Source organism: Micromonospora deserti, from assembly GCF_003236335.1.
GTDB classification, from domain to species: Bacteria; Actinomycetota; Actinomycetes; order Mycobacteriales; family Micromonosporaceae; genus Micromonospora; species Micromonospora deserti.
Genome location: NZ_POUB01000058.1, coordinates 1 through 26,332, shown reverse-complemented (window position 1 = coordinate 26,332; position 26,332 = coordinate 1). Strand labels below are relative to the sequence as shown.

Sequence of the window (26,332 nt, the reverse complement as noted above, 5' to 3'; positions counted from 1 at the left end):
AGTCGGGGCTGCCGGTCGGCGGCGGGGTGGTCGGCGGCGGGGTCGTCGGGCCGCCGGTCGGCGGTACGCCGCCGCTGGCGTTGCCGCCGCTCCAGGTGTGCGCGCCGGTGGTCGCCGTCCGGCCCGCCGGCACGGCCAGTGTGGTGCCGTCGGAGAACCGCACGTTCTGCGGGGACCCGCTCGGGTTCGACGCCACGTACGTCCGCGCTCCGTTGCGGGTGAAGACCGAGGCCAGCGGGTGGTCGGCCCGGACCGTGGTGTCGACCGTGCCGAGCGCGGCGAGGTTGCGGATCCAGTGGAAGGTGTGCGCCCGGCTCTCCCCCTCCTCCGGGGTGTACCCGGGGTTGGCCCGCAGGTTCGCCAGCGCGGCGTCGGCGTCGCCGAGCGCCTGGAACTGCCAGAGGATGTCCTGCCAGACGGTCGGCGGGCCGCCGTTGTTGCGCACCAGTTCGGCGTAGTTGGTGCGGACGTAGGCCGGGTGGTGGCCGAGGTAGAGGTGACCGCCGGTGACCGGCAGCAGGTTGATGCCCTGGATCATCTCCGGCTCGGCGCTGAACCAGGTGGCGTACGCGCCGCCGTCCCCCCAGACCATGCCGACGGTGGAGTGCCCGAACGCGGCCGGGAAGTTCTGGTCGCTGACGTCGAACCAGTATTCCTGGATCGCCGCGGCCTGGGTGGTCCAGAGGAAGACCCCGGCGTCGCGGACGGCCCGGTCGCCGGTGACCTGACCCCACTGGATCAGCGCGTTGGCGAAGTTCATCCCCTCCGACGAGGACTCCTGGTTGTTGCCCGCGCCGAACGACCCGTGCCCGGAGGCCCAGTCGTGGCCGGCGTAGATGTCGAAGTCGCGCAGGTAGGGGAAGCGGGTGTCGGCGCGGTCGTAGTTGTCGGCGTCCCGGATCAGCAGGTCGACCATGCCCCCGTAGCGGGCGTCCGACGCCCACTGCGGGTCGAACTTGGCGAGCGTCGCGGCGGCCGCGATGAAGTAGCCGTAGTGGAAGTGGTGGTCGTTCAGCTCCTGGTCGGAGCCGTACGAGGCGGGGTAGCCGATCAGCGTGCCCCAGTTGCGGTCGTGGTAGAACAGCCGGCCGGACTCGCCGGCCGAGGCGGTGAACCAGTCGGTGAGCGTGCCGCGGATGGCGTTGAGCGCGGCGTCCCGGGTGGCGGTGTCGCCGACCAGGTCGGCCACCTCGGCGATCCGGGCGGCCCGGCCGAGGCCCTTGCCGGTCCAGTACGTGTCGCCGCCGCGCTGGTCCATCGGGTTGCCCCGGACGGCGGCGAGGTGCCCGCGCAGCGTCTCCAGGTCCGGCCCGCCGCCGTCGCCGACGGCCGGCAGTTCCGGCAGCACCCCGTGGAACGGCATGGCGGTGCGGAACCGGTCGACGCCGGTGAGCACCTTCATCCGCCCCCGTGCGGACGGGTAGCTCTGGCCGATCGGGGTGGCGCCGGCCAGGAACTTCCAGTGGTGCGGGTAGAGGCTCACCACGGTCTGCGTGGCGGTGCCCTCGCGGGGCGTGGTGGTGAACGCGTACGTGGTGGTGACGGTGCTGCTCGCCGGGTCGTACGTGTAGTCGAGGTGGGTGCCGGTGACGTGGGCGTGCGCGTACCGGCCGAAGGTGGCGGCGAGCCCGGCCCGCTCCGACGCAGCGGTCTGCGGGGTGGTGGGCAGTAGGGCCACCGAGAAGTAGCCCCGGCCGGCCAGGGCGGACGAGATCCGCCCGCCGCTGACCGTCCAGCTGGCGCCGCTCGGGGCGTAGCCGACGTAGTCGTGGCCGTTGACGGAGAAGCCGACGGTGCCGCCGCTGTTCGACCAGACGGTCGGCGTGCCGGTCGTGCTGATCACCGCGTCCCCACCGCTGGCCTGGAAATACGCGAACGGCAGGCCGTGGCCGACGGTGGCCCGCAGGCTCCGCGCGCCGTCGCTCCAGTACGGGGTGACCGTCCAGTCGGTCCAGCCGGCGACCCGGACCAGCGGCGCGGCGAGCCCGGCCACCCCGACCCGGATGTCCTGCACGTACGGGTAGTGGAACTCGCCCACGCCGGTCGCGGTGCCGCTGATCGCCGGGGTGGAGTTGGCCGAGAAGCCGAGGCCGTCGGGGAATGTGTCGTACGACAGCGGGTGGGCGTGCAACGGCTCGCTGAAGGCGCAGTCGGTGCGCTTGAACAGCAGCGACGACCACCAGTCGTTGGTGGGGACCGCCCCGGCCGGCGCGTCGGCGGTGACGAACTGCCGGGGGTTGGTGGAGAGCTGGCCGCAGCCGGTCGGGAGGGGGCCGACCGGGGTGGTGGTGTAGCTGCCGGCGCCGACGGTGGCGGCGTGCGCGGAGGTGGTGGTGACGACGGCGAGGCCGCCGAGGGTGAGGGCCAGGGCGGTGGTGGCGGCCAGGGCCCAGATGCGGTGTGGCGCAGGAGGTTTCACGGTGCCTCCTTCGCGCGGCGCCGGCGGTCCGGCTGCCGCAGCGAGTCGGAATTGTGAGGAAAGTGATTCGTGAGAGCGCTCTCTTGACGCGGGACGCTAGCCGAGGAGCGCGAGATTCGTCAATGTTTCCTACGGGTGAAGCGCGGATGTCGAAAATCCGGCCGGGTCAGCGGCTGGTTGGCGGAGCCTTCGGGCAGCCGTGCCGGCGGTGCCAGGCGGTCACCTCCGCGGCCGGCTCCCGGTTGCCCCCGCGCCGCCACGAGTCGAGGTAGGGCGCCGGCCAGACCACGCCCCGCCGGATCCACCACCCGTCCCGCCCGGCACACGGCGGGGAGATACCGAAGTGCAGGTGGCAGACGTTGTTCGCGTTGCCGGTCCGGCCGACCGCGCCGAGCCGCTGGCCGGCGCGGACGCGCACCCCGGCGTCGATGCCGTCGGCGATCCCGCTCAGGTGCGAGCCGTAGTAGCGCACCCCGTCGTCGCCCAGCAGCGACACCGACAGCCCGCCGTTGTACGGCCCGAGCGGCCCCCGCCTGTCGAACCGGTCCACCCGGCTGACCTCCAGCACGGTGCCGTCGGTCACCGCGACCACCGGCTCCCCGCAGTCGGCGAAGATGTCCGTGCCCGGATACACCGAGTGGGTCGGGTGGTAGGCGACGTTCCTCCCGCGTACCGGAAAGACGTGTGGCAGCCCGGCCCGGGTCGGCGCCGCGGCCGGGCCGGACGCCGCCTCGCGGCCCGGCGCGGAGCTCGCCGGCGCCGGCTGACCGGCGGTGGCCGGCGCCCGGGGGCCGCTCGGCGCGCTGCCGGCCGGCGACGTCCCGGACCGGGACGTCGCGCACCCGGCGGCCAGCACCGCGACGAGCAGCAGCGGGACCGGGTACACCGCGCGGCGGCGGCCGATCGTCGGCGAGGGCATCCGGTCATCCTGACAGACCAGTACGGTGGGGACGAACGGCCCGCGTGCAGGGAGGAGCAACGGTGACGACCGGGCAAACCGCCTTCCCGTCCGACCCGGACAGCGGCACCCGCCCGATGCCGCGTACCCCCTCGGGGCTGTTCCCGTCGGGGCCGCCGCCGCGCCCCACCTACCGGGAGCCGCACCCGGTCACCGGCACCGGCGTGGCCGCCGGCGGCGCCGCGGCGGCGGCGTGGCTGCTGCTCTTCGGCCTGCTCGGGCGCAGTGTGCCGGAGTACGCCTGGTGGACGGTGGTGGCCGGCGGGCTGGCCTGGCTGACCGCCCTGGTCCTGGGCCGCTTCGGCGACCGCGGCGTGGCCACCGGCGTCGCCATCGTGACCGCGGGCGGCTGGAGCATCGCCGCCGCCGTCGTGGCGGTCCGCTGGGCGACCTCGGGAGACTGGCCGCTCTGGTGAGCCCCACGCGACTGCGGTCCGTCGTGGGGTGGCTGCGCAGCGAAGCCCGTCTTGACGTGGCCGCCGCGACTCGGCACCCTCGGCGGTATGGCCTGGACCACTCCTCGGCTCGACCCCGAGCGAAGCCGCCGTCGCCTGCAGATCCTCGCCGAGTTGGCCGGGGCCCGGGCGGTACGCCAGCGCGAGCGGCGGCAGCGGGTCCGCAGCGAGCAGCTGAAGCAGCTGATCACCACCCGCCGAAGCATCGCCGGCTGACCGACTTTCCCAGGATTGACCGGCCCTTCGGGGCGTTGACCGGTCGCCTGCCGATCCGACCGGATAACGTGCACGCGTAACGGGGCCGGCGTGCTGTGTCGAGGCAGTTTGGGGGGACCGTGTCGTACTTTGCTGCGGCCGTGGTGCGCGACGAGAGCGGATGGACCGCCGCCGAGGTGAGCCTGCGTGGTGTCACCGACATCGACGAGGTCGCCGACCGGTTGCGCGACGTCGAGCCGGACGCGGACCTGTCGCTGCTGTTCGTCGAGGCGGACGACACCTACCTGGTGATCCTCCGCCTCGACGAGGGGGAGGACCTGCGGATCTTCGGCTCCGACTCGGCCTACGCGGAGGAGTCGCGGCTCGGCGCCATCCTCGTCGGGGACCTGAAGGCCTCGGTGACCGGGCTGGACGAGACCGAGGAGCAGCGCCCAGCCACCGGCGACGACGACAGCGACCAGCCCGCCGTGGATCCGGAGGCCGACCCGGTCGGCGACGCGGATCTCCTCGCCGACCTGGGCATCTCCGCGCCGAAGCTGCTCGCCCTCTGCGCCCACGAGGGAATGCTGCCGGGCGACGTCACCGCCGAGATCTGCCAGGTGCTCGGCTGTGCCGACGAGGTCGAGGAACTACGTGAGGTCTGACCCGGGCGGACCGTGGCCGGTGCCGCCGGGCGGTGGGGACCCGATCCTGCCGCACGGCGGGGAGCCGGCGGACGCCACCGACCCGGCGCTGGAGACCGTCCGGCCCGGGCAACCCACCCCGCGGCGGACCGGCCGGGTCGGGCCCGGCGCCGACGAGGGGCTCGCCGACCCGGGCGGTGGCGGCCGGCGGCGGCACGAGCTGTGGATGCGCCGGGCGCTGGAGGTGGCGGTCACCGGCCCGGACGACGGGCCCCCGGCCGCCGGTGACGGCGCGGTCGACGACGTGCCCGTCGGCGCGGTGCTCTACGGGCCGGACGGGACCGAGCTGGCGACCGGGCGCAACGAGCGGGAGCTGACCGGCGACCCGACCGCGCACGCGGAGGTGCTCGCGCTGCGCCGGGCCGCCGGGCGGCTGGGCCGGTGGCGGCTCGACGGCTGCACCCTGGTGGTCACCCTGGAGCCGTGCACCATGTGCGCGGGCGCGCTGGTGCTCGCCCGCGTCTCCACGGTCGTTTTCGGCGCCTGGGAGCCGAAGACCGGGGCGGCCGGCTCGCTCTGGGACGCGCTCCGCGACCGCCGCCTCAACCACCGCCCGGAGGTCTACGGCGGGGTCCTGGAGTCGGAGAGCGCGGCGGTGCTGCGCGCCTTCTTCCGCTGACCGTCCGGGCACGGTGTCTCGCCAAACCAACCCGCGGGCGTCGTACGGGCGTCAGACCGGGGTCGTGGCGGGGCGGAGCAGGGTCGCGGCGACCGCCCGCGCGGCGTCGGTCCACGGCGCGGGGCGCAGCGTCGCCGGGTCGAGCCGGACGATGGCCCGCCGCCCCTCCGCGTGCACGGTGCCGCCGTCGGGCGAGCGGAACCGGAAGCCGTACTCGGCGCTGCTGGTGCCGAAGTGTTCGAGCCAGAAGTGTACGGCCACCGGCCCGGTGGTGGTGATCGGGGCGCGGTAGGTGATGGCGAACTCGCGTACCGCGTGGAACAGGTCGGGAGGGGTGTCGTGCCCGCCCCGGTAGACGACCCCGCGGTCCGCCCAGTACGGGGTGAGGGCCCGCTCCAGCAGCACCGCGTACCGGGCGTTGTGCATGATGCCCATCGCGTCGAGGTCGTCGAAGTGCACCGTGACGTGCTCGACGTGACCGAACTCGACGGCGGGCGCCTCGATGGTGGCGTGGCTCATGACAGGCCTTCCGGTAGCAGGGTGGGGTCGGGGCACAACGCCCGGAGGCGGGTGAGCGCGCCCTGGCGGGCGTGCCGGTAGGCGATCTCCGGGTCCAGCAGCCGGGAGCGCATCGCGGCGGCGATCCCGAGCGAGTCGATCTCGTACGCCAGCAGCTCGACGTCGACCTCGGCGGGCAGTTCGCCGAGGGCCACCGCCTCCCGGACGAGCCGTTCCAGGAACGCCGCCCACCGGTCGAACACCTCGGCGAGCCGGTCGCGGACCGGGCCGGGTCGGGCGTTGAACTCGAACTCGGTGGTGGCGAAGAAGCAGCCGCCGGGGAGCACCCGGGCGGCGTAGAAGTCGATCCGGGCGTCGTGCAGCGCCCAGAGCCGCCGCACACCCCGGGGCGCGCGCAGGGCTGGGGCGATGATCCGCTCCTGCCACTGCTCGACCGCCCGGTCGACGGTGGCGAGCTGGAGGGCCTCCTTGGATCGCCAGTGCGCGAAGAGGCCGGACTTGCTCACCCCGAGCGCCTCGGCGAGCTGGCCGAGGGAGAGCCCGTCGAGGCCGGCCTCGGACGCCAGCACCACCGCGGCGTCCAGCACGGCGCTGCGGGTGCGGTCGCCGCGGGCGACGCGTCCGTCGACTGTCATGCGGGCAGCGTACTAAAAAGCACGACCGGTCGTATTCATATAGGCGGTGACGCCGCTCACCATCAGCGAGGCCCGGAAACGCGACGCCGCCCCGCCGTCAGGGGCGGCGGGGCGGCGGCAGCGGGACGATCGGAGCTCAGGCGATGATCGTGTCCAGCGCGATCTCCACCATCTGGCTGAAGGTCTGCTCGCGCTCCTGCGAGGTGGTCTTCTCGCCGGTCCGGATGTGGTCGCTGACCGTCAGCACGGTCAGCGCGCGCGCCTTGAACCGGGCCGCGATCGTGTAGAGCGCCGCCGACTCCATCTCGACCGCCAGCACGCCGTAGGCGGCCAGGGTGTCGTAGAGGTCCGGCCGGTCGGTGTAGAAGGCGTCCGCCGCCAGGATCGGCCCGACCCGCATGGTGACGCCGCGCCGCTCCGCCACCTCCACGGAGGTACGGAGCAGCCCGAAGTCGGCGACCGGGGCGTAGTCGATCAACCCGTCGAAGCGCATCCGGTTCATGTTCGAGTCGGTGGACGAGCCGATGGCGGCGATCACGTCCCGCAGCCGGAGATCCTCGCTGAGCGCGCCGCAGGAGCCGACCCGGATCAACGTCTTCACCCCGTACTCGTTGACCAGCTCGTGGGCGTAGATCGAGGCGGAGGGCATACCCATGCCGGAGCCCTGGATGGAGACGTCGACGCCGTTCCAGCGGCCGGTGAAGCCCAACATGCCCCGGACCGTCGAGTAGCACCGGGCGTCCTCGAGGTAGGTCTCCGCGATCCACTTGGCCCGCAGCGGGTCGCCCGGCATCAGGACCCGCTCGGCGATCTCTCCCGGCTTCGCGCCGATGTGCGTACTCATGGCAGAGATCCTGCCAGGCCGGCCCGAGGGATACCGGTTCGGCGTCGGAACCCCGGGTCCTGTACCCTACTCGGCGGTGGTGTGTCCGAGTGGCCTAAGGAGCACGCCTCGAAAGCGTGTGGGGGTTCACGCCCCCCGCGGGTTCAAATCCCGCCGCCACCGCTCGTGAAATGCGAAAACGCCCGGTCGATCCGCGAGGATCGGCCGGGCGTTCCGCTTCTGGTGTCCAGTTGGTGCCCAGGAGGCCGGTTCCGGCCCGTCTGCGCCATCCGGCGCGCGGCCAACCCGCCGACGCGCCGGGGCGATGTCTCGGCGGACCTGTGCCGTACCTCGACGGCAAGCGGTACACGGGTCCGCCCGGCGCCTACGACGACCCCATTCCGCCCCGTGAGCGAGGCCGGCCCGGCTGAACACGACCCGGTAAGGGGAACGGGTGAGATGCGCAAACGCCGGGTCGGTCCTGACGGACCGGCCGGGCGTTTCGTGGGTACGGCCGGCGCGGCGGGCCGGCCCCGCAGGCCCTGCCCGCCGCACCTCACGCGGTCGGGATGGTGGCGTCCCGGTGGGTGAGCCGGTACGTGGCGTCGTCCCCGTCGGCCTCCAGCAGCAGAACGATCTTCGGCAATGCACCTGGCCCCGGCGTTCGGCGGGCACAGTGCCGCGCGGCCGGCGACGTCAGCAGGGGCCGTGGCCCTCGGCGAAGAGGCGCTGGACCCAGTCGGCGTATCCGGCGATGATCTTGCGTACGGTCCGGCCGTCGTGCAGGAAGAGGTACGCCCGGTCGCCGTGCCGGGCGAGCAGGCCGTCGAACCGGTGCGTCCCCTGTGGAGCGTCGAGTTCGCGAACCGACGGATAGCGGGACCAGACCTCCGCCACGGGGCTGCCGGCGGTGACGCCCTCCGGCGTATGTATCGGGTCGCCGAGCCAGAGCAGCACCAACCGGTCGTCGACGAAGATCGGGCTGACCGTGTCGTGCCCGGCGAGCGTGGGGCCGCAGGCGTCGACGTCGGTGCGGAGTATGCCGCGGCGGGTGAGCTCGTCCTGGGTGTCACCGAACTCGACGTTGCGCAGCCCGTTGAGGCCGACGATCTCGACCGACCCGGCGGCCTGGCCGGGCGAGGCCGACCACTGTGGACGCACGCCGCTGCCGGCGATCGAGGCAGCCGTCAGCAGCGTCGCGATAAAGACGAATTGTCGCAATTTCATGGAATCCCCCAGTCCCCAACGGAACCGGGGCGTTCAGGTTGCTGCCGGATCGGCAGATTCTCGGTTTTCCCACTCCTCGGCCAGGTCGTCCCAGTAGTCGGCGCTCAGTCGGCGCCGTCCGTGCGCCAGCCACCCGGCGGTGTTCCGCTCCAGGTGCAGGCCCAGCTCGGCGAACGGGTCGATCCACGGCCCGGGCTCCGCGCCGAGCCGGGCGAGTGCGGCATTGAGCGGCCACTCCGACCGGGGTCCGTCGAAGACCGCGTCGAGGCGTGGCCCCCAGTGGACCGTCCCGCCCAGCCACACCACCGCCGACTGGTACCCGGCGCCCCCGGCGAACTCCGCCTCCAGGTACGCCAGCGGCCCCTGCCGCGACCACCGCGCCAGCACCTCGGTGAGGGCCGGCGAGAGCACCAGGTGGAACGGTCGGTCGGCGTCGCGTTCCGCCACGCAGAAGTCGGGCAGCGCGCCGGTGAGCTCCTCGACCAGCTGCGGGGTGACCGGCAGCAGCGCGAAATCCTGGCGCAACTCGCCGAGGACCGCGTGGTCCAGCTCGCCGGTCTGCTCGCGGAGCAGCTCGACGTCCGCGATCACGGCGCTGAGCTGGTAACTCATCCGAACCCTCCGGCATCCACACCCTGTGGATGGAACATGTGTACGACGGATCCCGCCGACGGTCACCCGGACCGTACCGGGCGCAGTGTCAGTACGTCAGGGCATCATCGCCCGGGGATTCTGACGAGGCCCCGCCAAGGGAGGACCCTGATGGCCGAGATGCTGCTGTTCCACCACGCGCACGGGCTGACCCCCGGCGTGCGCGACATCGCCGCGACGATCGAACGGGCCGGTCACACCGTGCACGTCCCCGACCTCTACGAGGGGCGCGTCTTCGACACCCTGGAGGAGGGCGGGGCGTACGCCCAGGAGGTCGGGTTCGGCACGATCCTGGAGCGGGGGCGGCGCGCCGCCGACGGGCTGACCGGCGCGCTGGTCTACGCCGGGTTCTCCCTCGGGGTCATGCCGGCGCAGCTGCTGGCCCAGACCCGGCCCGGCGCGAAGGGCGCCCTGCTGTTCCACGCCTGCGTCCCGCCGTCCGAGTTCGGCGGGGCGTGGCCTTCGGGGGTGCCGGTGCAGATCCACGGGATGGACGCCGACGAGTTCTTCGTCGCCGAAGGCGACCTCGACGCAGCCCGCGCCCTGGTGGCGTCGACGACCGACGCCGAGTTGTTCCGCTACCCCGGCGACCAGCACCTCTTCGCCGACAGCAGCCTGGCCTCGTACGACCCGGAGGCCGCCGCCCTGCTCACCGACCGGGTGCTGCGCTTCCTCGACGGCGTCAAGTAGCCGCCGAGGAATGTCTCGGCGGCGGCCCGACCCGCGCCGCTGGGCGCGGCCCGGCCGCCGCCGGGCCAGTTCGGACAGTTGTGGGTCAGGCCCGCTCGGCGACGTGGGCGACGAACGCCCGCCAGGCCGCCGGCTCGAAGACGAGCGCCGGCCCGGTCGGGTCCTTCGAGTCCCGCACGCCGACCACGCCGGGCAGGTTGTCGGCGACCTCGACACAGTTGCCGCCGTTGCCGCTGCTGCGGCTGCTCTTGCGCCACCGCGCGCCGATCAGTTCCATGTCTCCGCCACTTCCGTGATGAGGTCGACAGACTGCCAGTGGGACAGCGCCTCGCCGCGCACGTTCTCCCACGCTGCCAGTATTGCGGCGATGTCGTCCGGGTCGCTAACCACTTGCCCCTGGAGTTGGTTGTCGAGATAGCCGGCGACCCGGTGATCGTGGCTGTTGGCGATCACGAACGGGCCGTTCAGGCCCGCGTAGGCGCCGACCGTGGAGGGCACGACGTGCACGCGAATGTGCGGTTCGGCGCACGCCGTGACGATGGCCTGTAGCTGCTCGCGCATGGCCGCCCGGCCGCCGACGGGTCGCCGGAGGACCGCCTCGTCCACGACGGCCGTGAACTGCGGCGGGTCGTCCCGCTTCAGGACGCCCTGCCGGGCGAGCCGCGCCGTGAGGTGCCGCTCGACGTCACCTCGGGGGATCAGTCCCGCGCCGCTGAGCACGGCGCGGGCGTACGCCTCGGTCTGAAGCAGGCCCGGCAGGACGACGGATTCGTAGGACCGCAGCGACAGCGCCTCGCGCTCGATTTCCTGCCAGGGACGGAACCAGATCGGGTCACGCCGTCTCGACGTGTCCGGCCATATGTCCGAAACGTCGCGATGGAGGGCTTCCGCCGCCGCCGAGCGGTGCCGAGGATGCGGGATGCGGCCCTCGGTCAGCCAGCGCCCCACGGTCTTCGGGTCCACGCCGACTTGTTCGGCAAGGGATTCAATCGTGTGCCCGGTGTCGCTGAGCGCCACCCGCAGCGCGTCGTTCACGGCCCCTCCATCGGATGTCCCAAATATCTGCCGACCATATCCACACGCGGTGTATCTGTCTGGTGACGCGCGGAAGGGTGGTTTCACAGGACGGCGCGGCCGGTGGAGGCGAGGAAGCCCGGCGGTCGGCGTCAGCTACGGGGCCGCCCCGGCGCGGAGGCGGGGCGGCCCCCTCCAACCGTGAAGGAGGCCCACCCGTGCGACTCCGGTTCTGGCGCTGCGAGCCCGCCCCGATGCCGCCCCCGCTCCCGCGCCGGCAGCCGCTGAACGAGGGGCCAACCTGGGCGAACCAGCCGACCGACATCTTCCCGACGGCCGGCCCAGGTCGGCCCGGCACGCTGACCCGCGCCCAGCAGTGGCGCGCGAACGGGGGCCGCTGGTGAACCCGGACGGCGCCATCCGCATCCGCGGGCGCTTCGCCCTCGCCCGCGTCGACCGGGTCCGGGCCGTCGAGGTGCGGTCACGGTGAGCCGCCGCCGCGAACACCTCCCGACCCGCCCCACCTGGCGCTGTGCGGTCTGCGGCATCGCCTGGCCCTGCTCCGCCGCGAAGCTGCGGCTGCTCGCCGAGTACCGGCACGACCGCGCGGCGTTGACCGTTTATCTGGCGACACTCCAGGCCGAGGCCGCCGACCAACTCGCCGCCCTCGATCATGCGACGCGCCCGGTCGACCTGACCGACCGTTTCGTCTCCTGGGCCCGCCCGCGCGGGTAACCCGGCCGGTGAGATCGCCCTGCGTACGACGAAAGGGCCGGTCCATGCGGGACCGGCCCTTTCGTGGCGCTCAGGCGAGCGGAGGATACGAGATTCGAACTCGTGAGGGTGTTAACCCAACACGCTTTCCAAGTCTGCAAAGCCACGTTCATCGCCGGTCCCGTGAGTACGAGATCCTGGCCAATCCTGCTGGCCGTTGGTCTACGACCGGCCCCGAACGAGGATGAACGAGACGGCAACTGAGACGGGCCGAGGTTGCCACAGCCCATCCGTGCTAAGCGATCATCATGGGGTATGGTCCGATCGCAGCACTGAGCTGCTTAGCGACTACCAGCGCATCCGTCGCTCGTACCGGCTCGCCCGCCGCAAGCTGCTCTGGCCGTATGACGCCTCGGGCGGCCTTGACAACCAAGTCGTTGGGTCGGACCGCCTGAACGGTCTCAAGAACTGCGTCGATTATCGGCAGGGCGATGCCCTGCACAGTCTGTTCCGGCTGGCGGCTGCATAGCTCTGTCAGTGTGTCCACCAATGCATCGATCTGCCGCTTAGCTTCGTATGGGTACGATTCGCCCATTCCACACCTCTCCGACAATGCGCAATAATCGGAAGCTGATGCCGCGTCCTCCAACTGCGACCCGTATACCTTCCTTTATACTCTAGCCGCTCGATATATACGAAGCCGTTGGTTTGGGGTGGCTTTGCCCCACCAATTTCCAGGGGGGATGGCCAGGGTGGGAGAAGCTTGGGTTCCTTTCTATGCGAGACAGGAAGGCGGACGCGAAGCGTTCTTCAGGCTCCACGATGGAGTGCCGGATTGGCTAAGGGAATCGCTGTGGGGTTGGCTTTCGGCAGAGATGTCGACGTGGAGGTCATCCAGCAGTGGGGGATACTACGACCCGAGTGTCGAAAAAATTCGAAGAGTGGAGAGGCTGATTCGTGTAGGAATCGGATGGACCGGGAGTGGCCGAGAGTATTCGGGCCGAGTGACGGGATTGAAGGCCCTGCGTGAAACCCTCTACAGAGACGAGATGGCGTTTCTAACGGCTGTAGACTATCGCCTCTCATGCCTGGATGGGGTCCAGCATTCCCATAGAATCGCCGCTCTTGAAGTGGTTCTGAAGGATTCGGCGAGTAGGTGGCGAGTTTCGGAGGTATCCGGGAAACCGGGACTGGCTGACCGCATCGACGAGACGGTTCAGTTGGCGGCTGAGTCGTTGGCGGCAAAGGAGGCGCGATCAGGTGAGTTGCTGGCAGACGCTTGGCGTCATGCCTTCTCGATGAACCGAGATCCCTCAGCCGCCTACCGATGCGCCGTTCGCGCAGTAGAGGCTGCCGCTGGACCTGTCCTCACTCCAAATGATCAGCTACCCACTCTCGGCAAGATGATTTCCGTTTTTCGCGACAAGCCGGAGAAGTGGGACTTCGCATTCACTGTTGATTCGGCGGTTGAGCCGAAGAAGGTGCTATTGCAGATGCTCCAACTGTTGTGGACAAACGAATACTCACGTCACGTTGACCCCGGCGTCGATTCGCCTCTTCACGTTACTCAAGGGGAGGCGGAAAGTGCCGTCATGCTGGCGCTGACCCTGACAAGCTGGTTCACGTCTGGCGCAGTGTCTATCCGCTAATGCTTGCGGTCTGGCTGAGCCTATGCGGCCTGACCTCTGACGAGTGCGGCGGGGATGTCGGCCCGAGTAATGACCTGACCTGGGCCGATGAAGCGCCGTGCAACCAGGAGTCCAGCGGCGTGCGCCTCCGGGCCAGCGTGGCTAGCCGAAGCGTCGGAAATAAGCCAGGGGGTCAAGTTGCGCTCGAAGGCGTCCACCGCACCCTTCAAGACGCAACTCTCGGTCGCAATCCCACAGAAGTAGCACTCTGTCCAGCCGTGCCGTGAGAACAGCTCTATCCCCTCAGCGGAAAACGGGCTATAGATTGTCTTGTCGAACATGATGCCGCGTTCGACGTATGGCTGTAGTTCGGACACGATGTCAGTCTCGGGTGGGGACTGGAGTCGTCGCCAACCAAAGAATCGCTCAAATGGACTCCCGGGGTAGTTCAGGTAGCGTGTAAAGAGGGTGTCACCACCGCTCTCCTGCCAGCGTCGTACCAAGTCGGCGACGATCGGCACGATATGCGCCGACTGCTCTCGAACGAATCCGTTCTGCATATCGGTCACTACGAGTACCGGCCGATTCGTCGTCATGCCTCAACCTCGATCCGTGTCGCGGAGGGTTTCGATGGCCTGTTCTAGGGCTGGTAGGAGGTCACTCGTTCGCAGGATTGCTCTGCGCATCGCTTGATGTTGTCCGGTTTCTCGTGGCCGAGAAGTGGTCAACCGGGAGCGGACTCCCCGAAGGTATCGCCACCCGTACTCCGGCGGTACGTCTGGGTCTCGGCCCTGCTCAATTTGGCGTGTGATTGCATCGGTGAACGCCCACATGGACTGAACCGCAAGTTCACAGGCGACCAGCTCGGTTTCCGTCAGTGAGCGCTCTGCGGCGACCGGGTGATAGACCACGCCGGACCATGACGCGTATCCGGACGAGATTCCGCGTACGCCGAAGGACTCGATGCCTCCATGGTCGTACGCCTCGGACAGCAACGACTGCTCGACCAGCTCGGCGTGGGCCAGGTGCTCGTCATCCATCGGGCGGTCTCGGTGCAGCAGGACGGATGGTGTCGACATGATGCGCAACGCCGGCTCGATCAGTTCGGGTGGCCACGCTGGCTCGATCAGCCAGTGCGTCCCCAGGACGTACAGGCCGGACTGGTCAAGGTCGGGCACGACACGCGAGAGGTAGTCGGCCGCCCACTTGATGTTGTCGCCGTACGACACCTTGCGCCACGCCGCCAGCGAGGCGATGGTCGACAACTGCAAGGTCTCGACCAAGTGGAAGACAGCCGAACCGCACGGCCATACGTACAGGGTGCATTCGCCCTCAGGGTGTTCGACAGGCGTTGAGCAGCAGCTGTACCACTGCCCCGCTGCCGGGGTGCATCCGGCGCTGTCCCGCAGCACGGCTGCGCCCTCAGCGCCTACGAAGGCCGGCACGAACTTGTGTGACCGCACCGAGAAGTGTGGGCGGTCCTCCGCGCCGCTGGTTAGCTCCCCGAACAGGTCGTGCGGCTTCGCTCCGTACGCCAGGCAGTAGAGCTGTCGGTAGATCGGGTCGGTGACCGCCACGCGCCCGGTCTCATGCCGGTACATTGCCTTCTCGATCGCCTCGACGGCCGGTGTCTCCCGGATGCCGTGCTGTCGGCCGAGGCGGTGCAGCTCCCGAGCGGCGCGCTTTCGCGACTCCCAGCCTGCCGACTTGCGGCGGTTGACCAGCACAAGGTTGGGCTTGAACTGCCGAGAGACCTCAGTGGACATAGCGCGTGTCCTTCGTGTCCGCGCGTAGGACCTGCCGGATTCGCTGCGCGCCGGGCAGTCTCATTGGCAGGCGAGCAAGGTGCCGCCACAGACGGGAGCCGAGGACGGGAGGCACCAGATGATCCGAACTAATCGGCGGGGGTGCCCCGGCGCGGCCTTCCGGCCTGCCACTGCTGGATGGTCTTTGGCCGCCACGCTGGCGACCGACCGAACATTCGATCGGGCGCGGGAGCCTGCCCGCGCGAGACGTAGGACGCCCAGGTCGCGCGACTGATCGGGACACCTACCGACGCGAGGTAGGCCCGCACATGCTCGGTGGTCCACCAGTCGGTGGGCAACTCGGTAGAGGTCATCACTACAAGCCTACGCGGTAGAGATGCTTGCGCGAATACAACGTCGCGCTGTAGCTTGCGAATACAACGCCAAGTTGTATCCGGCCGGATGGCTCGGGGAACGGCGGCACGGGGTTGCCGTACGCCCATGGGACGCCGGATCAGGTCGTTCATTGAGAACTCCACAGCGACAGGAATGAGCGCGCGTAGCTCGCTGAGCAGGAACTCTGCATTGAGCTGCATGGCGGCCGACCCCGGTAGGTCCCGGGCGAGCGGAGCGAGTGAAGCGGGTTGCGCGCGCTGCACAACACCATCCCGTTGCTTCGAGCTGTACCGGAGGTTCCCGTGAGGAAGCACCTCGCTCCGATCACCGCCGAGCCGACCGCCGCCGACCTGGCCGCGATCGAGGTGGAGTGGCCGCTGATCGCGGCCGAGCTGGACGTCCTGGACGCCGAAATCACTCTGCTCAACGCTGAGGACCACGGCGGCCCGACCGTTCTGGACTGGCGCAGGTTGCGCCGGGCTGAGTCCCGCGTTACCCGCGCCGCCGCCGAGCTGGCCGCCCGCACCACCGACCCGCGCCGCGCGGCCTGATGTCACGCATCCGCGCCGCCTACTTCGATCCGGACGGGACGCGGTACGGCATCCCCACCTACTGGTGGCGAGGTGCCCCGCCCGGCTACGCCACCCGCCGCCAACTCACCGCCGCCGGCCTACGCCCTGGTGGTCAGCCGGTCGCCGCGCAGGTGCTGTGGCGCGGCGTGGGCGGCACCCGCACCGCCTACCTGTACCGGGTCGACCTTGCGGCACCGAAGCGCACCGCCACCCCCGCTCAACTTCGCGCGGTCCGCGCCGCGCTGACCGCCCGCCGCACCTGCCCCACTTGCGGCACGGTCCGGCCCTACTACATCCCGCGCTCGCTGGGCGAATGCCTCGCGTGCGCCTTCCCCCAGGAGGATGCAGCATGACCGCCCCCACCATCAACGGCACCCGCTACCCCCAGCCCATCGAGGACCTGTTGCCCGCCGCCCGCAAGCTCACCGCCGAGCTGGGCGAGGTGCCCTCGCGCAACCGGCTCATGAGTGAGTTCCGCATCGGCGCTCCGAAGGCCACCGACCTGCGAACCCGGCTCATCGAGGACCGGGCACGCGACATCGTTGCCCGCGACCTGGCCGACCGCACCGACACCGCCGCGCCGGCCGCGCCCCGGCTGGACTATCCCGAGCCGATCGGCCCGGACCCGGCCCCGCTGCCGGGCGTGCCCGAGTCCACGCCACCGGCCGTCAAGCCGGTGGAGATCACGCCGGCCGAGCCGGTCGCCGAGGCCAGCACGGTCGGTCACCCGGGCACCCCCACCCCGCCCACACCGGGCCGCCCGGCGGCGGTATGGCCGGTGGTGCTGCTGGCGCTGCCGGCGTTCGTGGCGATCTGGTCCGGGTGGGTCGGACTCGGCGGACTCACCGGATTCGGCATCGTGCACCCGCTACCGGGGATCTGGGACAGCTTCTCCATCAACAGCGCGATCACCCTGCCGATCGGCGTGGAGACCTACGGCGCGTACGCGCTGTACGTGTGGCTGTCCGGCCGGGTGCCCGAGCGGGCGCGCCGGTTCGCGAAGTGGTCGGCCATCGCGTCACTGCTGGTCGGCGCGCTCGGCCAGGTCGCCTACCACCTGCTCGTGGCGGCCGGCGTCGAATCCGCCCCGTGGTGGATCACCACCGCCGTCGCGTGCCTGCCGGTCGCGGTGCTCGGCATGGGCGCCGCACTGGCGCACCTCGTTCGCTCCCACGACTAGCCCCGCCCGGCGGCACGGCCCCTCGGCCTAGGAAACCGTGCCGTGCCGCCGGCCCTGCATCCCTCAGCCATCACGACCTCGGGAGAGATCTCTGATGTTGTCACCTCTGCGGGCGTTGCGGCGAGCCGCAACCCGGTTGCGTCCTCGCCGGCCGTTCTGGCTCGGCAGGCCGCTGCGCGCCACGATCGCCCCCGCCACGTCCGGCGGCTACGTCCTGCTCATCCGCTACGCGCAGGGCACCGAGTGGGTGTTCCTGCCGACCCGCACGCAGCCCTACCAGCGGCCCGACGAGCGGGAGTTCACCGCAGTCGCCGCCGCCCTGGCCACGCGCGGCCTGATCCGCACCACGCCGTGGCACATCGACACGGACGCCAACCTCTGCGCCGACATCACCCCCGCGACCCGTAAGGAGGCCCGCCGTGGCTAGCCCACACGAGGATGACCGTTTCGACTGGCAGGCCGCCGAAACCGACCTCACCGGCACGCCCGGCGGTGACGCCGAGGTGGTCGACCTGGACGACGCCCGCGCACGCCGCGTGCCCCGTCCCCGCCCGCCGGTCGCCGACGGCGACGGCGACGGCCAGGGCGACGACGGCACCGAGGACGCGGAGAGCATCGAGGACGGCCCCGCACGTGAGGGCGGGCCGGTCGACGCGGCCGAGGACATCCCGCGTGACGTGCTCGCGCGGCAGCGTGACCGCCGGCCGATCCTGGCCGACTGGGCGCGCTCCTGGCGAGCGTTCCGGACGGCCGTGCGGCACCAAACGAAGGACGCCGGCTACGTGACCGTTTACCACGGCGTCAGGCTGCCGAAGTACGCGGCGAAGACGGCGGTGTGGGCACCGGTCGGGCTGTTCCGCGGCTTCGGCCGGGCGCTGCGCTGGGCCACCGCCGAAGAGGGCAACTGGCACCTTCGGCAGGCCGCCGCCTCCCGAGGCGACGCCGACACCTGGCTCAAGCTCGACGCCCGCCGCCAGCGCCAAACCGTCTGGCGGTGGTGGGTGCTCGCCGCCGGTGCCGCCGCAATGATCGCGGGCGCGATCGTGCTCGCTCTCGGGCCGGCGTGGTGGCGGTACGCCGCGCTCGCCGTGGTGGTGCCGCTGCTGGCCACGCTCGGCCGCCCGGCGGACAAGCCGATCACGGACCGGGTAAGCGAGGGCACTCGCTACCGCAAGCTCACCGCCGAGCTGGTGCGCCGCGCGCTGACCTCGTTGCAGATGCCGGCCATCAACTCGGCGGTTGCGAAGGACCCGAAGGCCATCACGTTCCCGGTGGACATCCACCGCGACGGCCCCGGTTACCTGGCCGTGGTCGACCTCCCGTACGGGGTGGAGGCCGCCGAGGTGGTCGCCCGGCGGGGCAAGCTCGCCTCGGCCATGCGGCTGCCGCTGGATCAGGTGTGGCCCGAGCCCGCGCCCGGTCACACCGGGCGCCTGGCCTTGTGGGTCGGGTATGAGCCGGCGTCGCAGATGAAACAGCCCGCCTGGCCGCTGCTGGGCAGCGCCGCGAAGGTGGACGTGTTCAAGGCGTTCCCGTTCGCCACCACCCCGCGCCTGGACACCGTGACCGTTGACCTGATGTTCCGGAACTGGCTGTTCGGCGGTCAGCCCGGCAGTGGGAAGACGTTCGCGTTGCGGGATCTGATCCTGGCCGCCGCCCTCGACCCGCGCGCCGAGATTCGCGGCTACGAGTTGAAGGGCGTCGGTGACTTCGCCGTGCTGGAGCCGGTCATGACGGAGTACGGCAACGGCTTCGATGACGACACCCTCGCGCGGTGCTTCGCGTTCATCGAGTGGCTGTACGAGGAGTGCCGCCGCCGCTCCAAGCGCATCGAGCACTACGCGAGATTGGGCAAGGCCCCGGAAAACAAGGTCACGCCGGAACTGGCGTCGCTCAAGGGCTCGGGGCTGCACCCGCTGGTGGCGTGGTTCGATGAGCTGCAAGAGCTGATGACCAGCAAGTACGGCAAGGACGCCGGGGACATCCTGGAAAAGGTCATCAAGCTCGGCCGGGCGCTCGGCGTGATCATCCTGATCGGCACGCAGATCCCCGACAAGGACAGCCTGCCCACCGGCATCACCCGCAACGTCAACTCCCGCTTCTGCCTCAGCGTCGCTGACCAGACCGCGAACGACATGATCCTTGGCACGTCCGCGTACAAGCAGGGCTACCGCGCCACGGTGTTTCAGCCGGTGATTGAGGCCGGGTGGGGCATCCTGCGCGGCTTCGGCCCGAAGGCGTCGGCGGTGCGGTCGTTCTACGTGGACACCACCGCCGCCGGCCGGATCGTGGCCCGCGCCGTCGCCCTGCGGCAGTCGGCCGGCACGCTGCCCAAGCCGGACGACCAGACCCGCGACGTGGCTCCGGTGGCGGACGTGCTCGGCGACCTGGCCCGCATCTGGCCGGGCGACGACAAAGCCGTGTGGAACGAGACGCTGTGCGCGCTGCTGGCCGAGCTGCGACCCGACGTGTACGGCGGGTGGGAGGCCGCGCAGCTCACCACCGCGCTCAAGCCCCACCCGCTCGTGAAGGTCGCCGACGTCGGGCGGCGCATCGACGGCAAGGCCACCACCCGTCGCGGCATCAAGCATGCCGACCTCCTGGCCGCGATCGCGGAGCGTGACCGCAAGCGGTCCGCCAGCTAACCCCGTCCGAGGGTGCTAGCGCTAGCGGCCCGTCCTGCTAGCGCTAGCACCCCTGCTAGCACCCCATCCGAATCATGAGCTGCCGACTAGCAGATAGCAGCTCACGGCCTCACACACCCAAAAACCGGCCTGGGAGGCACTTGTGGACCCCCTGTTCACCCTCGCTATCGCCGTCGTCGCGCCCGCCACCCTGGTCACGCTCGGTTACGCCGGGCTGTGCTGGCTCAGCCCCTTCAAGACCTGCAAGCGGTGCGCCGGCACCGGCCACACCACCACCCGCATCCTCCACCGGCCACGCGCCTGCCGCCGCTGCGATCGCGGGCTGCGGCTGCGCACCGGACGGCGCGTCTACAACTACTTCCACCGCCTCCGCGCCGAGGCGACCCGATGAACCGGCGCGACGGTCACACCGACTGGTGCGGACGGGACCACCGGTGCGGCCTCGGCGAACACCGCTCACCAGAAATCGTGATCGACCTGCCCGGCCACGCCCGCGCCGTCCTCGTCCGCGTCCGCACCGCCGCCGGCCGCGAACACGCCGAGGTGCGCGTCAGAGTCGCCCTCGCCCCGATCGAGCCGGCCGCCCGCCGCCAGTTGGTGGGACTGCTGGGCGACCTGCGCCAGGCCGTCATCCGTGCCGCCATCACCGCGCGACCCCGGCCGAGGCGGTGACCCGATGGCCGCACCCCGGTGGCTCGCCGCATCCACGGTCCTCGGCCGACCAGTGACAGACGCCGAGCCGTACCCGCACATCTGCGGCCGGCTACTGGCCGCCGAGGACAGCCTCAGCGGCCGGCCGGTCTACCTCCTGCGACGTGACTGCGCCGCCTGCGCGCAGGAGCGCCACGAACGCACCAAACGGCAGCCCGACCCGGCGGGCGGCGCGGTGGTCGACCTGGCCGCCGCCCGCGCCCGCCGTGCGACCCGAAGGGAGAGGCCCGTTGCCTGACTTGCTCTCCGCCGCCCTGCGCTACGCCGAGCGCGGGTGGCCGGTGTTCATGCTTGGCCGCTCGAAACGGCCGGTCGCCAACTGCGCCGACTGCCCGAAGGCGGAAGAGGACCCCACCCACGATCAGGAAGCCTGCGGCTGCCTGACCTGCCACGGGTTCTACGCCGCCACCACCGACCCCACGCGGGTCGCCGCGATCGTGGCCGCCGTCCCGCGCGGGCAGCTCGCCCTCCGCACCGGGGCAGCGTCCGGGGTGGTCGTGGTCGACGTGGACCCCGCGCACGGCGGAGCGGACACCCTCGCCCGGCTGATCACCGCAGGCCTCACCCCGCCCACCGCGCGGGTACTCACCGGGTCGGGTGGCCTGCACCTGTACTACCGGCACCCCGGCCGCCGAGTGCCGTGTAGCCAGGGCAAGCCCGGTCAAGGGCTCGGCCCCGGTGTCGACGTGAAAGCCGATGGCGGCTACGTGGTGCTGCCGCCGTCGGTGCACCCGCGCACCGGCCGCCCGTACCGGTGGGTGCCCGGCCAGGTCGTGAAGGAGATGCCCCCCGCCCTGCTCACGGCGTGCACACCACCGCCAGCACCGCCGGTGGTGGCCGTGACCGGGCCGACGCGGCTGACCGGGGCGGGGGGCATCTCCCACCCCGACCGGCTCCTAGCCGCACTACTCGACCGGGTGGCCGCCGCCGCTGAGGGCACCCGCCGCACCACCCTCTACGGCGCAGCCCGAGGCGTCGCCCGCATGGTCGCCGCCGGAGCCATCGACCCGGCCGACGCCATAGCCGCGCTCACCGACGCCGGCCGCCGCGCCGAGCAGACCGATCGCGATATCCGCGCCGCCATCCGTGGCGGCTTCCGAGACGAAGGAGTCGCCGCATGACCACCACCAAACCCGCCGACGGGGCGGCCATCCTCGATGCCCTCCACGCCTGCCTGACCCGCTACGTCATCCTGCCCAGCGCCGAGGCCGTCGACGCGGTGGCGCTGTGGATCGCCGCCACCCACGCCCAGCCCGCGTGGGCGCACGCGCCCCGCCTCGTGATCCGGGCGCCGGAGAAGCGGTGCGGAAAATCGCGGCTGCTCGACGTGGTGGAGGGGTGCTGCCACAACCCGCTCATCACCGTCAACGCCTCACCCGCCGCCGTCTACCGCGCGATCGGCAGCGACAACCCGCCAACCCTGCTCGTGGATGAGGCCGACACCATCTTTGGCGGGAAGAACGCCGACGCGAACGAAGACCTACGCGGGCTGCTCAACGCGGGCCACCAGCGCAACCGGCCCGCGATCCGCTGGGATGCCGGCACCCAGCGGTTGGAGAAGATCCCGACCTTCGCCATGGCCGCTCTCGCCGGCATCGGCGCGATGCCCGACACGATCGAAGACCGCGCCGTTGTCGTGCGGATGCGCCGCCGTGCCCCAGGTGAGACGGTCGCCCCCTACCGGCACCGTCGCGACGGTCCGGCATTGCGGGCCATCGCGCAACGCCTCGGACAGTGGCTCGGCGCGCACCTCGCCATTCTCGAAGCTGCCGAGCCTCCGATGCCGGTCGAAGACCGTGCCGCCGACACGTGGGAACCTCTCGTTGCCGTCGCCGACCTGGCCGATGGCACCTGGCCGCAGCGCGCCCGCCAGGCCGTCACCGTCCTGACCACCGAAGCCGACGAGTCCGGCAACGTCTCCACCCGCGTGCGGCTGCTGGCCGACGTGCGTACTGCCTTCACCGTGCTCGGCGACCCGCCCGCGGCTTCCACCCATGACCTGCTCACCGCGCTCAACGGCGATGAAGAAGCGCCGTGGGCAGGGTTCGGGCCGACCGGCCTCACTGGCAAGCGACTCGGCGACCTGCTCCGCGAGTTCGGCATCACCTCGACCACCATCCGATTCCCGGTCGGGCAGGCCAAGGGCTACACCCGAGACGCCTTCACCGATGCGTGGAGCCGCTACTGCCCGGCACCCGCCGCCGGGCCATCCGTACCAAGCGTCCCAACCTCGTTTCCGCAGGTCATTCCCGGTACGGATTCCCTGACTGGTACGGATCGATCCGTACCAGAGACCCCACCCAGCCGCGCCCGTGGTACGCATCAATCCGTACCAGCACCCCAATCCGTACCGCACCTGAGCAGGCAAAACGAGCTTGGTACGGATGGGACGGATACCCCTCGGCAACAGGTCACCCGGCATCGCCGGTGACAGACCGAGCCGTAGAAGCGGCCCGCTGAGAGCCACCGAGACGGTTTCCCGCTACGTCTTACTCCGGGGTGCGGGAGATCTTGGCTCTACGGCGCTCTCAGCGGGCCGTTCTGGCGGCCGTCATCGATCCGACTGCCCCACCTAGCAACTGACCCTCGCCTGATGAGAACGCCCGCCATCGGCGCTCTCAACCCACCGGAACAACGGGGAGAAGCCGTGCCCACGCCAGAAAACCGCGTCGTCCTGACCATCGAAGAAGCCGCCCAACGACTCGGCATCGGCCGCACCACCATGTACGCCCTCATCAAGACCGGCCAGATCCGCACCGTCACCATCGGCCGCCTCCGCCGAGTCCCCACGTTCTGCCTCGACGAGTACGTGCGGAACCTGCTGGCCGAACCGACGCCCCTCGACCACGCCGCCTGACGAAAGGAGCCTGCATTGGGACGCAAGCCAAACGGCGCATCGAGCATCTACAAGGGCGGTGACGGCTACTGGCACGGCCGCGTCACGGTCGGCGTAAAGGACAACGGGAAGCCCGACCGGCGGCACGTCCAGGCGAAGACGGAAGCCGAGGTGATCCGCAAGGTTCGCGCCCTGGAACGGGAGCGCGACAACGGCACGGTACGAAAGCCGGGGCAGCGCTGGACGGTCGAGAAGTGGCTCACGCATTGGGTGGAGAACATCGCCGGACCGGTGGTCCGTACGAACACCCTCGACGGCTACCGGGTCGCTGTCCGCCGGCACCTGATCCCCGGCGTGGGTGCCCACCGCCTCGACCGCTTGGAGCCGGAGCACCTGGAAACGCTGTACGGCCGGATGATGGCCAACGGCAGCGCGGCCGGTACCGCCCACCAGGCGCACCGGACCATCCGCACGGCACTCGGCGAGGCGGTCCGCCGGGGGCACCTCGCCCGGAATCCCGCCGCGCTGGCCAAGCCGCCTCGCCTTCCGGATTCCGAGGTACAGCCGTACACCGTCCCCGAGGTGCAGGCGATCCTCCGCGCGGCGGCATCGCGGAGAAACAGCGCCCGGTGGGCGGTAGCGCTCGCCCTCGGGCTGCGCCAGGGCGAAGCGCTCGGCCTGAAATGGTCGGACGTGGATTTGGACAACGGGACGCTCACCGTTCGGCGTGCGCTTCTCCGGCCAAAATGGCGGCACGGCTGCGACGGAAAGTGCGGACAGAAGATCCCCGGTCAGTGCCCCGACCGGGTGAACGAACGCCCGGTAGCGGCCGACACCAAATCGCGCGCCGGCCGCCGCTCGATCGGCCTGCCAGATGCCCTGAGCGACCTACTACGGCAGCACCGAAAGGAACAGGAGGCCGAGCGAGAAACCGCCGCGCAGCTCTGGCGCGATGAAGGGTGGGTGTTTGCCTCGCCAACCGGAGAGGCGATCCATCAGGCGACGGACTACGACGAATGGAAGCGGCTGCTCACGCTCGCCGGAGTGCGGGACGGCCGGCTACACGACGCCCGGCACACTGCCGCCACCGTGCTCCTGGTCCTCGGCGTCTCCGGCCGCGCCGTGATGGGCATCATGGGCTGGTCCAACTCGGCGATGGCGGTCCGCTACCAGCACATGACGGATCAGGTGCGACGCGACATTGCGCAGCAACTCGGCGGGCTGCTCTGGGGCGACTCGCCGCGCCGGTCGGGAGAGTTCGGCAACGGGCAGCCAGACGGGCCGGAACAGGGCAAGTGAGACGACAACTGAGACGAGAGTGACCGTAGAGACGGCGGAGGGCCGGTCCCTGACGGGGCCGGCCCTTCCGTTTGTGCTGCTCAAGAGAGCGGAGGATACGAGATTCGAACTCGTGAGGGTGTTAACCCAACACGCTTTCCAAGCGTGCGCCCTAGGCCTCTAGGCGAATCCTCCGCCGAACAGGATACAGGTCCCCACGGGATCGCCCACCCCACCACCCCCGGACGATCGACCGGCGGTCGGGTACGCTGGTGGTACCCCCCGTGCGGCGTGCATCTCGTGAACCTCCCCAGGGCCGGAAGGCAGCAAGGATAAGCGGGCTCTGACGGGTGCACGGGGGGCCTTTCTGTCTCCGGGTACCGGTAACGTCCCTGCGGGTCAGGCCACCGGCGGGGTGGGTGGTGACCCGGGGCGGACCGGCGCAGAATGGCTCGGTCGAGAGGAGGCGGGACGGGTGGCACTGGCGCTCTACCGCAAGTACCGGCCACGCACCTTCGCCGAGGTCATCGGCCAGGAGCACGTCACCGAGCCGCTGTCGCAGGCGCTGCGCAGCGGGCGGCTCAACCACGCGTACCTCTTCTCCGGTCCGCGCGGCTGCGGCAAGACCTCCAGCGCCCGGATCTTGGCCCGCTCGCTTAACTGTGAGCAGGGTCCCACCCCGGAGCCGTGCGGGCGGTGCGACTCCTGCCGCTCGCTGGCCACCGACGGCGCGGGTTCGATCGACGTCATCGAGATCGACGCGGCCAGCCACGGCGGCGTCGACGACGCCCGCGAGCTGCGCGAGAAGGCGTTCTTCGCGCCGGCCCGCAGCCGCTTCAAGATCTACGTCATCGACGAGGCGCACATGGTCTCGTCGGCCGGCTTCAACGCCCTGCTCAAGCTGGTCGAGGAGCCGCCGGAGTACGTCAAGTTCATCTTCGCCACCACCGAGCCGGAGAAGGTCCTCGGCACGATCAAGTCGCGGACCCACCACTACCCGTTCCGGCTGATCCCGCCGAAGGTGCTCCGCCCATACCTGGAGCAGCTCTGCCAGGCCGAAGGGGCCACCGTCGAGCCGGCGGTATTCCCGCTGGTGGTGCGCGCCGGTGGCGGCAGCGCCCGGGACAGCCTCTCCGTGCTCGACCAGCTCATCGCGGGTGCCGGGCCGGAGGGGGTCACCTACTCCCGGGCGGCCGCGCTGCTCGGGGTGACCGACTCGGCGCTGATCGACGAGATGTGCGACGCGCTGGCCGCCGGGGACGGGGCGGCCGCGTACGCCACCGTCGACCGGGTGGCCGAGGCCGGGCACGACCCGCGCCGGTTCGCCGCCGACCTGCTGGAGCGGCTGCGCGACCTGATCGTGCTCCAGCAGGTGCCGGACGCCGCCGCGAAGGGTCTGATCGACGGCCCCGACGACCAGATCGAGCGGATGGCCGCGCAGGCCCAGCGGCTCGGCCCGGGCACCCTGTCCCGCTGCGCCGACATCGTGCACGACGGCCTGGTGGAGATGCGCGGCACCACCGCACCCCGGCTGCTGCTGGAGCTGATCTGCGCCCGGATGCTGCTGCCCGGCGCCGACGACTCCGCCGGTGCCCTGCTCCAGCGCCTGGAACGCATGGAACGCCGGCTCACCCTCGCCGGCACCGACGCGCCGCCGGCCGCCGCCGGCCCCGCGCCGGTCACCGCCCCCGCGGCCGTACGCCCGGCGCCCGCTGCCC

At 71.0% G+C, this 26,332-nt stretch carries 32 protein-coding genes, 2 tRNA genes and 1 other RNA gene; 23 read left to right on the top strand and 12 right to left on the bottom strand.

Annotation, left to right across the window (positions count from 1 at the left end; translation table 11 throughout):
* Positions 1–2,419, bottom strand: a 2,419-nt coding sequence (locus C1I99_RS11410) for a glycosyl hydrolase (protein WP_111134185.1), incomplete at its 3' end; no start/stop codon positions are given.
* Positions 2,420–2,585: 166 nt separating this feature from the next.
* Positions 2,586–3,338 carry a M23 family metallopeptidase gene (locus C1I99_RS11405; protein ID WP_111134184.1) on the bottom strand — a complete coding sequence of 251 codons (753 nt, stop codon included), beginning with the start codon at positions 3,336–3,338 and terminating at the stop codon, positions 2,586–2,588.
* Between the two features lie 116 nt (positions 3,339–3,454).
* Here C1I99_RS11405 and C1I99_RS11400 point away from each other — a divergent pair, with 116 nt between their 5' ends.
* The 4 genes from C1I99_RS11400 (at position 3,455) to C1I99_RS11390 (ending at position 5,350) form a co-directional block, all read left to right on the top strand.
* Positions 3,455–3,793: a hypothetical protein gene (locus C1I99_RS11400; protein ID WP_111134187.1), complete on the top strand. Its 339-nt coding sequence runs from the start codon at positions 3,455–3,457 to the stop codon at positions 3,791–3,793.
* An 87-nt stretch (positions 3,794–3,880) separates the two neighbouring features.
* Entirely contained in the window at positions 3,881–4,048 is a 168-nt protein-coding gene (locus C1I99_RS33295; RefSeq protein ID WP_199562086.1) for a hypothetical protein, read from the top strand.
* A 119-nt stretch (positions 4,049–4,167) separates the two neighbouring features.
* Positions 4,168–4,692, top strand: a complete 525-nt coding sequence (locus C1I99_RS11395) for a tRNA adenosine deaminase-associated protein (RefSeq protein ID WP_111134183.1) — start codon at positions 4,168–4,170, stop codon at positions 4,690–4,692.
* Positions 4,693–4,897: 205 nt separating this feature from the next.
* Complete coding sequence (locus tag C1I99_RS11390; protein ID WP_111134186.1) at positions 4,898–5,350, top strand: nucleoside deaminase; 453 nt, start codon at positions 4,898–4,900, stop codon at positions 5,348–5,350.
* Positions 5,351–5,401: 51 nt separating this feature from the next.
* Here the strand turns inward: C1I99_RS11390 and C1I99_RS11385 are convergent, their stop codons facing one another.
* From C1I99_RS11385 to deoD, 3 genes are all read right to left on the bottom strand, one after another.
* Positions 5,402–5,869 carry an acyl-CoA thioesterase gene (locus tag C1I99_RS11385; protein WP_111134182.1) on the bottom strand — a complete coding sequence of 156 codons (468 nt, stop codon included), beginning with the start codon at positions 5,867–5,869 and terminating at the stop codon, positions 5,402–5,404.
* The gene (locus tag C1I99_RS11380) at positions 5,866–6,504 is read right to left on the bottom strand and encodes a TetR/AcrR family transcriptional regulator (protein WP_111134181.1); all 639 of its coding nucleotides are present in this window, start codon (positions 6,502–6,504) and stop codon (positions 5,866–5,868) included. The genes C1I99_RS11385 and C1I99_RS11380 overlap by 4 nt, the downstream gene beginning before the upstream one ends.
* 136 nt (positions 6,505–6,640) lie before the next feature.
* Complete coding sequence (deoD, locus tag C1I99_RS11375) at positions 6,641–7,348, bottom strand: purine-nucleoside phosphorylase (RefSeq protein WP_111134180.1); 708 nt, start codon at positions 7,346–7,348, stop codon at positions 6,641–6,643.
* 75 nt (positions 7,349–7,423) lie between these two features.
* Between deoD and C1I99_RS11370 the strand changes: the two genes are divergently transcribed.
* Positions 7,424–7,510, top strand: a tRNA-Ser gene (locus C1I99_RS11370).
* Between the two features lie 513 nt (positions 7,511–8,023).
* Here C1I99_RS11370 and C1I99_RS11365 read toward each other — a convergent pair.
* On the bottom strand, positions 8,024–8,518 hold the full coding sequence (locus C1I99_RS11365) for a hypothetical protein (RefSeq protein WP_199562087.1): 495 nt from the start codon (positions 8,516–8,518) through the stop codon (positions 8,024–8,026).
* Between the two features lie 69 nt (positions 8,519–8,587).
* Positions 8,588–9,166, bottom strand: a complete 579-nt coding sequence (locus C1I99_RS11360; protein ID WP_111134178.1) for a hypothetical protein — start codon at positions 9,164–9,166, stop codon at positions 8,588–8,590.
* Positions 9,167–9,316: 150 nt separating this feature from the next.
* On the opposite strand from C1I99_RS11360, the gene C1I99_RS11355 reads away from it, so the two are divergent.
* A complete protein-coding gene (locus C1I99_RS11355; protein WP_111134177.1) occupies positions 9,317–9,895 on the top strand; it encodes a dienelactone hydrolase family protein in 579 nt (192 codons plus the stop codon).
* A gap of 85 nt (positions 9,896–9,980) precedes the next feature.
* Here C1I99_RS11355 and C1I99_RS11350 read toward each other — a convergent pair whose 3' ends face one another.
* Positions 9,981–10,172 (bottom strand): DUF397 domain-containing protein, encoded by a 192-nt coding sequence (locus C1I99_RS11350; RefSeq protein WP_111134176.1) that lies wholly within the window; start codon positions 10,170–10,172, stop codon positions 9,981–9,983.
* Entirely contained in the window at positions 10,163–10,930 is a 768-nt protein-coding gene (locus C1I99_RS11345; RefSeq protein ID WP_111134175.1) for a helix-turn-helix domain-containing protein, read from the bottom strand. The genes C1I99_RS11350 and C1I99_RS11345 overlap by 10 nt, the downstream gene beginning before the upstream one ends.
* Positions 10,931–11,127: 197 nt before the next feature.
* Between C1I99_RS11345 and C1I99_RS32295 the strand changes: the two genes are divergently transcribed.
* The 3 genes from C1I99_RS32295 (at position 11,128) to C1I99_RS32290 (ending at position 13,272) form a co-directional block, all read left to right on the top strand.
* Complete coding sequence (locus C1I99_RS32295; RefSeq protein ID WP_146603943.1) at positions 11,128–11,313, top strand: hypothetical protein; 186 nt, start codon at positions 11,128–11,130, stop codon at positions 11,311–11,313.
* An 82-nt stretch (positions 11,314–11,395) separates the two neighbouring features.
* Positions 11,396–11,644, top strand: a complete 249-nt coding sequence (locus tag C1I99_RS11340) for a flavin reductase (protein ID WP_111134174.1) — start codon at positions 11,396–11,398, stop codon at positions 11,642–11,644.
* Between the two features lie 983 nt (positions 11,645–12,627).
* Positions 12,628–13,272 (top strand): hypothetical protein, encoded by a 645-nt coding sequence (locus C1I99_RS32290; RefSeq protein ID WP_146603942.1) that lies wholly within the window; start codon positions 12,628–12,630, stop codon positions 13,270–13,272.
* Between the two features lie 20 nt (positions 13,273–13,292).
* Here the strand turns inward: C1I99_RS32290 and C1I99_RS11325 are convergent, their stop codons facing one another.
* Both C1I99_RS11325 and C1I99_RS11320 read right to left on the bottom strand, forming a co-directional pair.
* Positions 13,293–13,847 carry a cysteine hydrolase family protein gene (locus C1I99_RS11325; protein WP_111134171.1) on the bottom strand — a complete coding sequence of 185 codons (555 nt, stop codon included), beginning with the start codon at positions 13,845–13,847 and terminating at the stop codon, positions 13,293–13,295.
* A gap of 3 nt (positions 13,848–13,850) precedes the next feature.
* Positions 13,851–15,017 carry a hypothetical protein gene (locus C1I99_RS11320; protein ID WP_111134170.1) on the bottom strand — a complete coding sequence of 389 codons (1,167 nt, stop codon included), beginning with the start codon at positions 15,015–15,017 and terminating at the stop codon, positions 13,851–13,853.
* A gap of 677 nt (positions 15,018–15,694) precedes the next feature.
* Between C1I99_RS11320 and C1I99_RS11315 the strand changes: the two genes are divergently transcribed.
* From C1I99_RS11315 to C1I99_RS11260, 12 genes are all read left to right on the top strand, one after another.
* Entirely contained in the window at positions 15,695–15,943 is a 249-nt protein-coding gene (locus C1I99_RS11315) for a DUF6284 family protein (RefSeq protein WP_111134169.1), read from the top strand.
* Positions 15,943–16,317: an RRQRL motif-containing zinc-binding protein gene (locus C1I99_RS11310; RefSeq protein WP_111134168.1), complete on the top strand. Its 375-nt coding sequence runs from the start codon at positions 15,943–15,945 to the stop codon at positions 16,315–16,317. The genes C1I99_RS11315 and C1I99_RS11310 overlap by 1 nt, the downstream gene beginning before the upstream one ends.
* Entirely contained in the window at positions 16,314–17,144 is an 831-nt protein-coding gene (locus C1I99_RS11305) for an ABC transporter permease (RefSeq protein ID WP_111134167.1), read from the top strand. Before C1I99_RS11310 ends, C1I99_RS11305 begins: the two co-directional genes overlap by 4 nt.
* 94 nt (positions 17,145–17,238) lie before the next feature.
* A complete protein-coding gene (locus C1I99_RS11300) occupies positions 17,239–17,571 on the top strand; it encodes a hypothetical protein (RefSeq protein WP_111134166.1) in 333 nt (110 codons plus the stop codon).
* Positions 17,564–19,789, top strand: a complete 2,226-nt coding sequence (locus tag C1I99_RS11295; RefSeq protein ID WP_111134165.1) for a P-loop NTPase family protein — start codon at positions 17,564–17,566, stop codon at positions 19,787–19,789. The genes C1I99_RS11300 and C1I99_RS11295 overlap by 8 nt, the downstream gene beginning before the upstream one ends.
* A 142-nt stretch (positions 19,790–19,931) precedes the next feature.
* Positions 19,932–20,180 (top strand): hypothetical protein, encoded by a 249-nt coding sequence (locus tag C1I99_RS11290; RefSeq protein WP_111134164.1) that lies wholly within the window; start codon positions 19,932–19,934, stop codon positions 20,178–20,180.
* Positions 20,177–20,461 carry a hypothetical protein gene (locus C1I99_RS11285; RefSeq protein ID WP_111134163.1) on the top strand — a complete coding sequence of 95 codons (285 nt, stop codon included), beginning with the start codon at positions 20,177–20,179 and terminating at the stop codon, positions 20,459–20,461. Before C1I99_RS11290 ends, C1I99_RS11285 begins: the two co-directional genes overlap by 4 nt.
* A 4-nt stretch (positions 20,462–20,465) precedes the next feature.
* Positions 20,466–20,738: a hypothetical protein gene (locus C1I99_RS11280; protein WP_111134162.1), complete on the top strand. Its 273-nt coding sequence runs from the start codon at positions 20,466–20,468 to the stop codon at positions 20,736–20,738.
* Complete coding sequence (locus tag C1I99_RS11275; RefSeq protein WP_111134161.1) at positions 20,731–21,621, top strand: bifunctional DNA primase/polymerase; 891 nt, start codon at positions 20,731–20,733, stop codon at positions 21,619–21,621. The genes C1I99_RS11280 and C1I99_RS11275 overlap by 8 nt, the downstream gene beginning before the upstream one ends.
* Complete coding sequence (locus tag C1I99_RS11270) at positions 21,618–22,931, top strand: DUF3631 domain-containing protein (protein WP_111134160.1); 1,314 nt, start codon at positions 21,618–21,620, stop codon at positions 22,929–22,931. The genes C1I99_RS11275 and C1I99_RS11270 overlap by 4 nt, the downstream gene beginning before the upstream one ends.
* 216 nt (positions 22,932–23,147) lie before the next feature.
* Positions 23,148–23,357, top strand: coding sequence for a helix-turn-helix domain-containing protein (locus C1I99_RS11265; RefSeq protein WP_111134159.1), 210 nt, complete (start codon positions 23,148–23,150; stop codon positions 23,355–23,357).
* Between the two features lie 15 nt (positions 23,358–23,372).
* Complete coding sequence (locus tag C1I99_RS11260) at positions 23,373–24,635, top strand: tyrosine-type recombinase/integrase (protein WP_111134158.1); 1,263 nt, start codon at positions 23,373–23,375, stop codon at positions 24,633–24,635.
* A gap of 89 nt (positions 24,636–24,724) precedes the next feature.
* On the opposite strand, the gene C1I99_RS11255 is transcribed toward C1I99_RS11260, so the two are convergent.
* Positions 24,725–24,809 (bottom strand) — tRNA-Ser (locus C1I99_RS11255).
* 81 nt (positions 24,810–24,890) lie between these two features.
* Here C1I99_RS11255 and ffs point away from each other — a divergent pair.
* An RNA gene (gene ffs, locus C1I99_RS11250) (signal recognition particle sRNA small type) lies at positions 24,891–24,981 on the top strand.
* A 108-nt stretch (positions 24,982–25,089) separates the two neighbouring features.
* Positions 25,090–26,332, top strand: a 1,243-nt coding sequence (locus tag C1I99_RS11245; RefSeq protein WP_146603941.1) for a DNA polymerase III subunit gamma and tau, incomplete at its 3' end; no start/stop codon positions are given.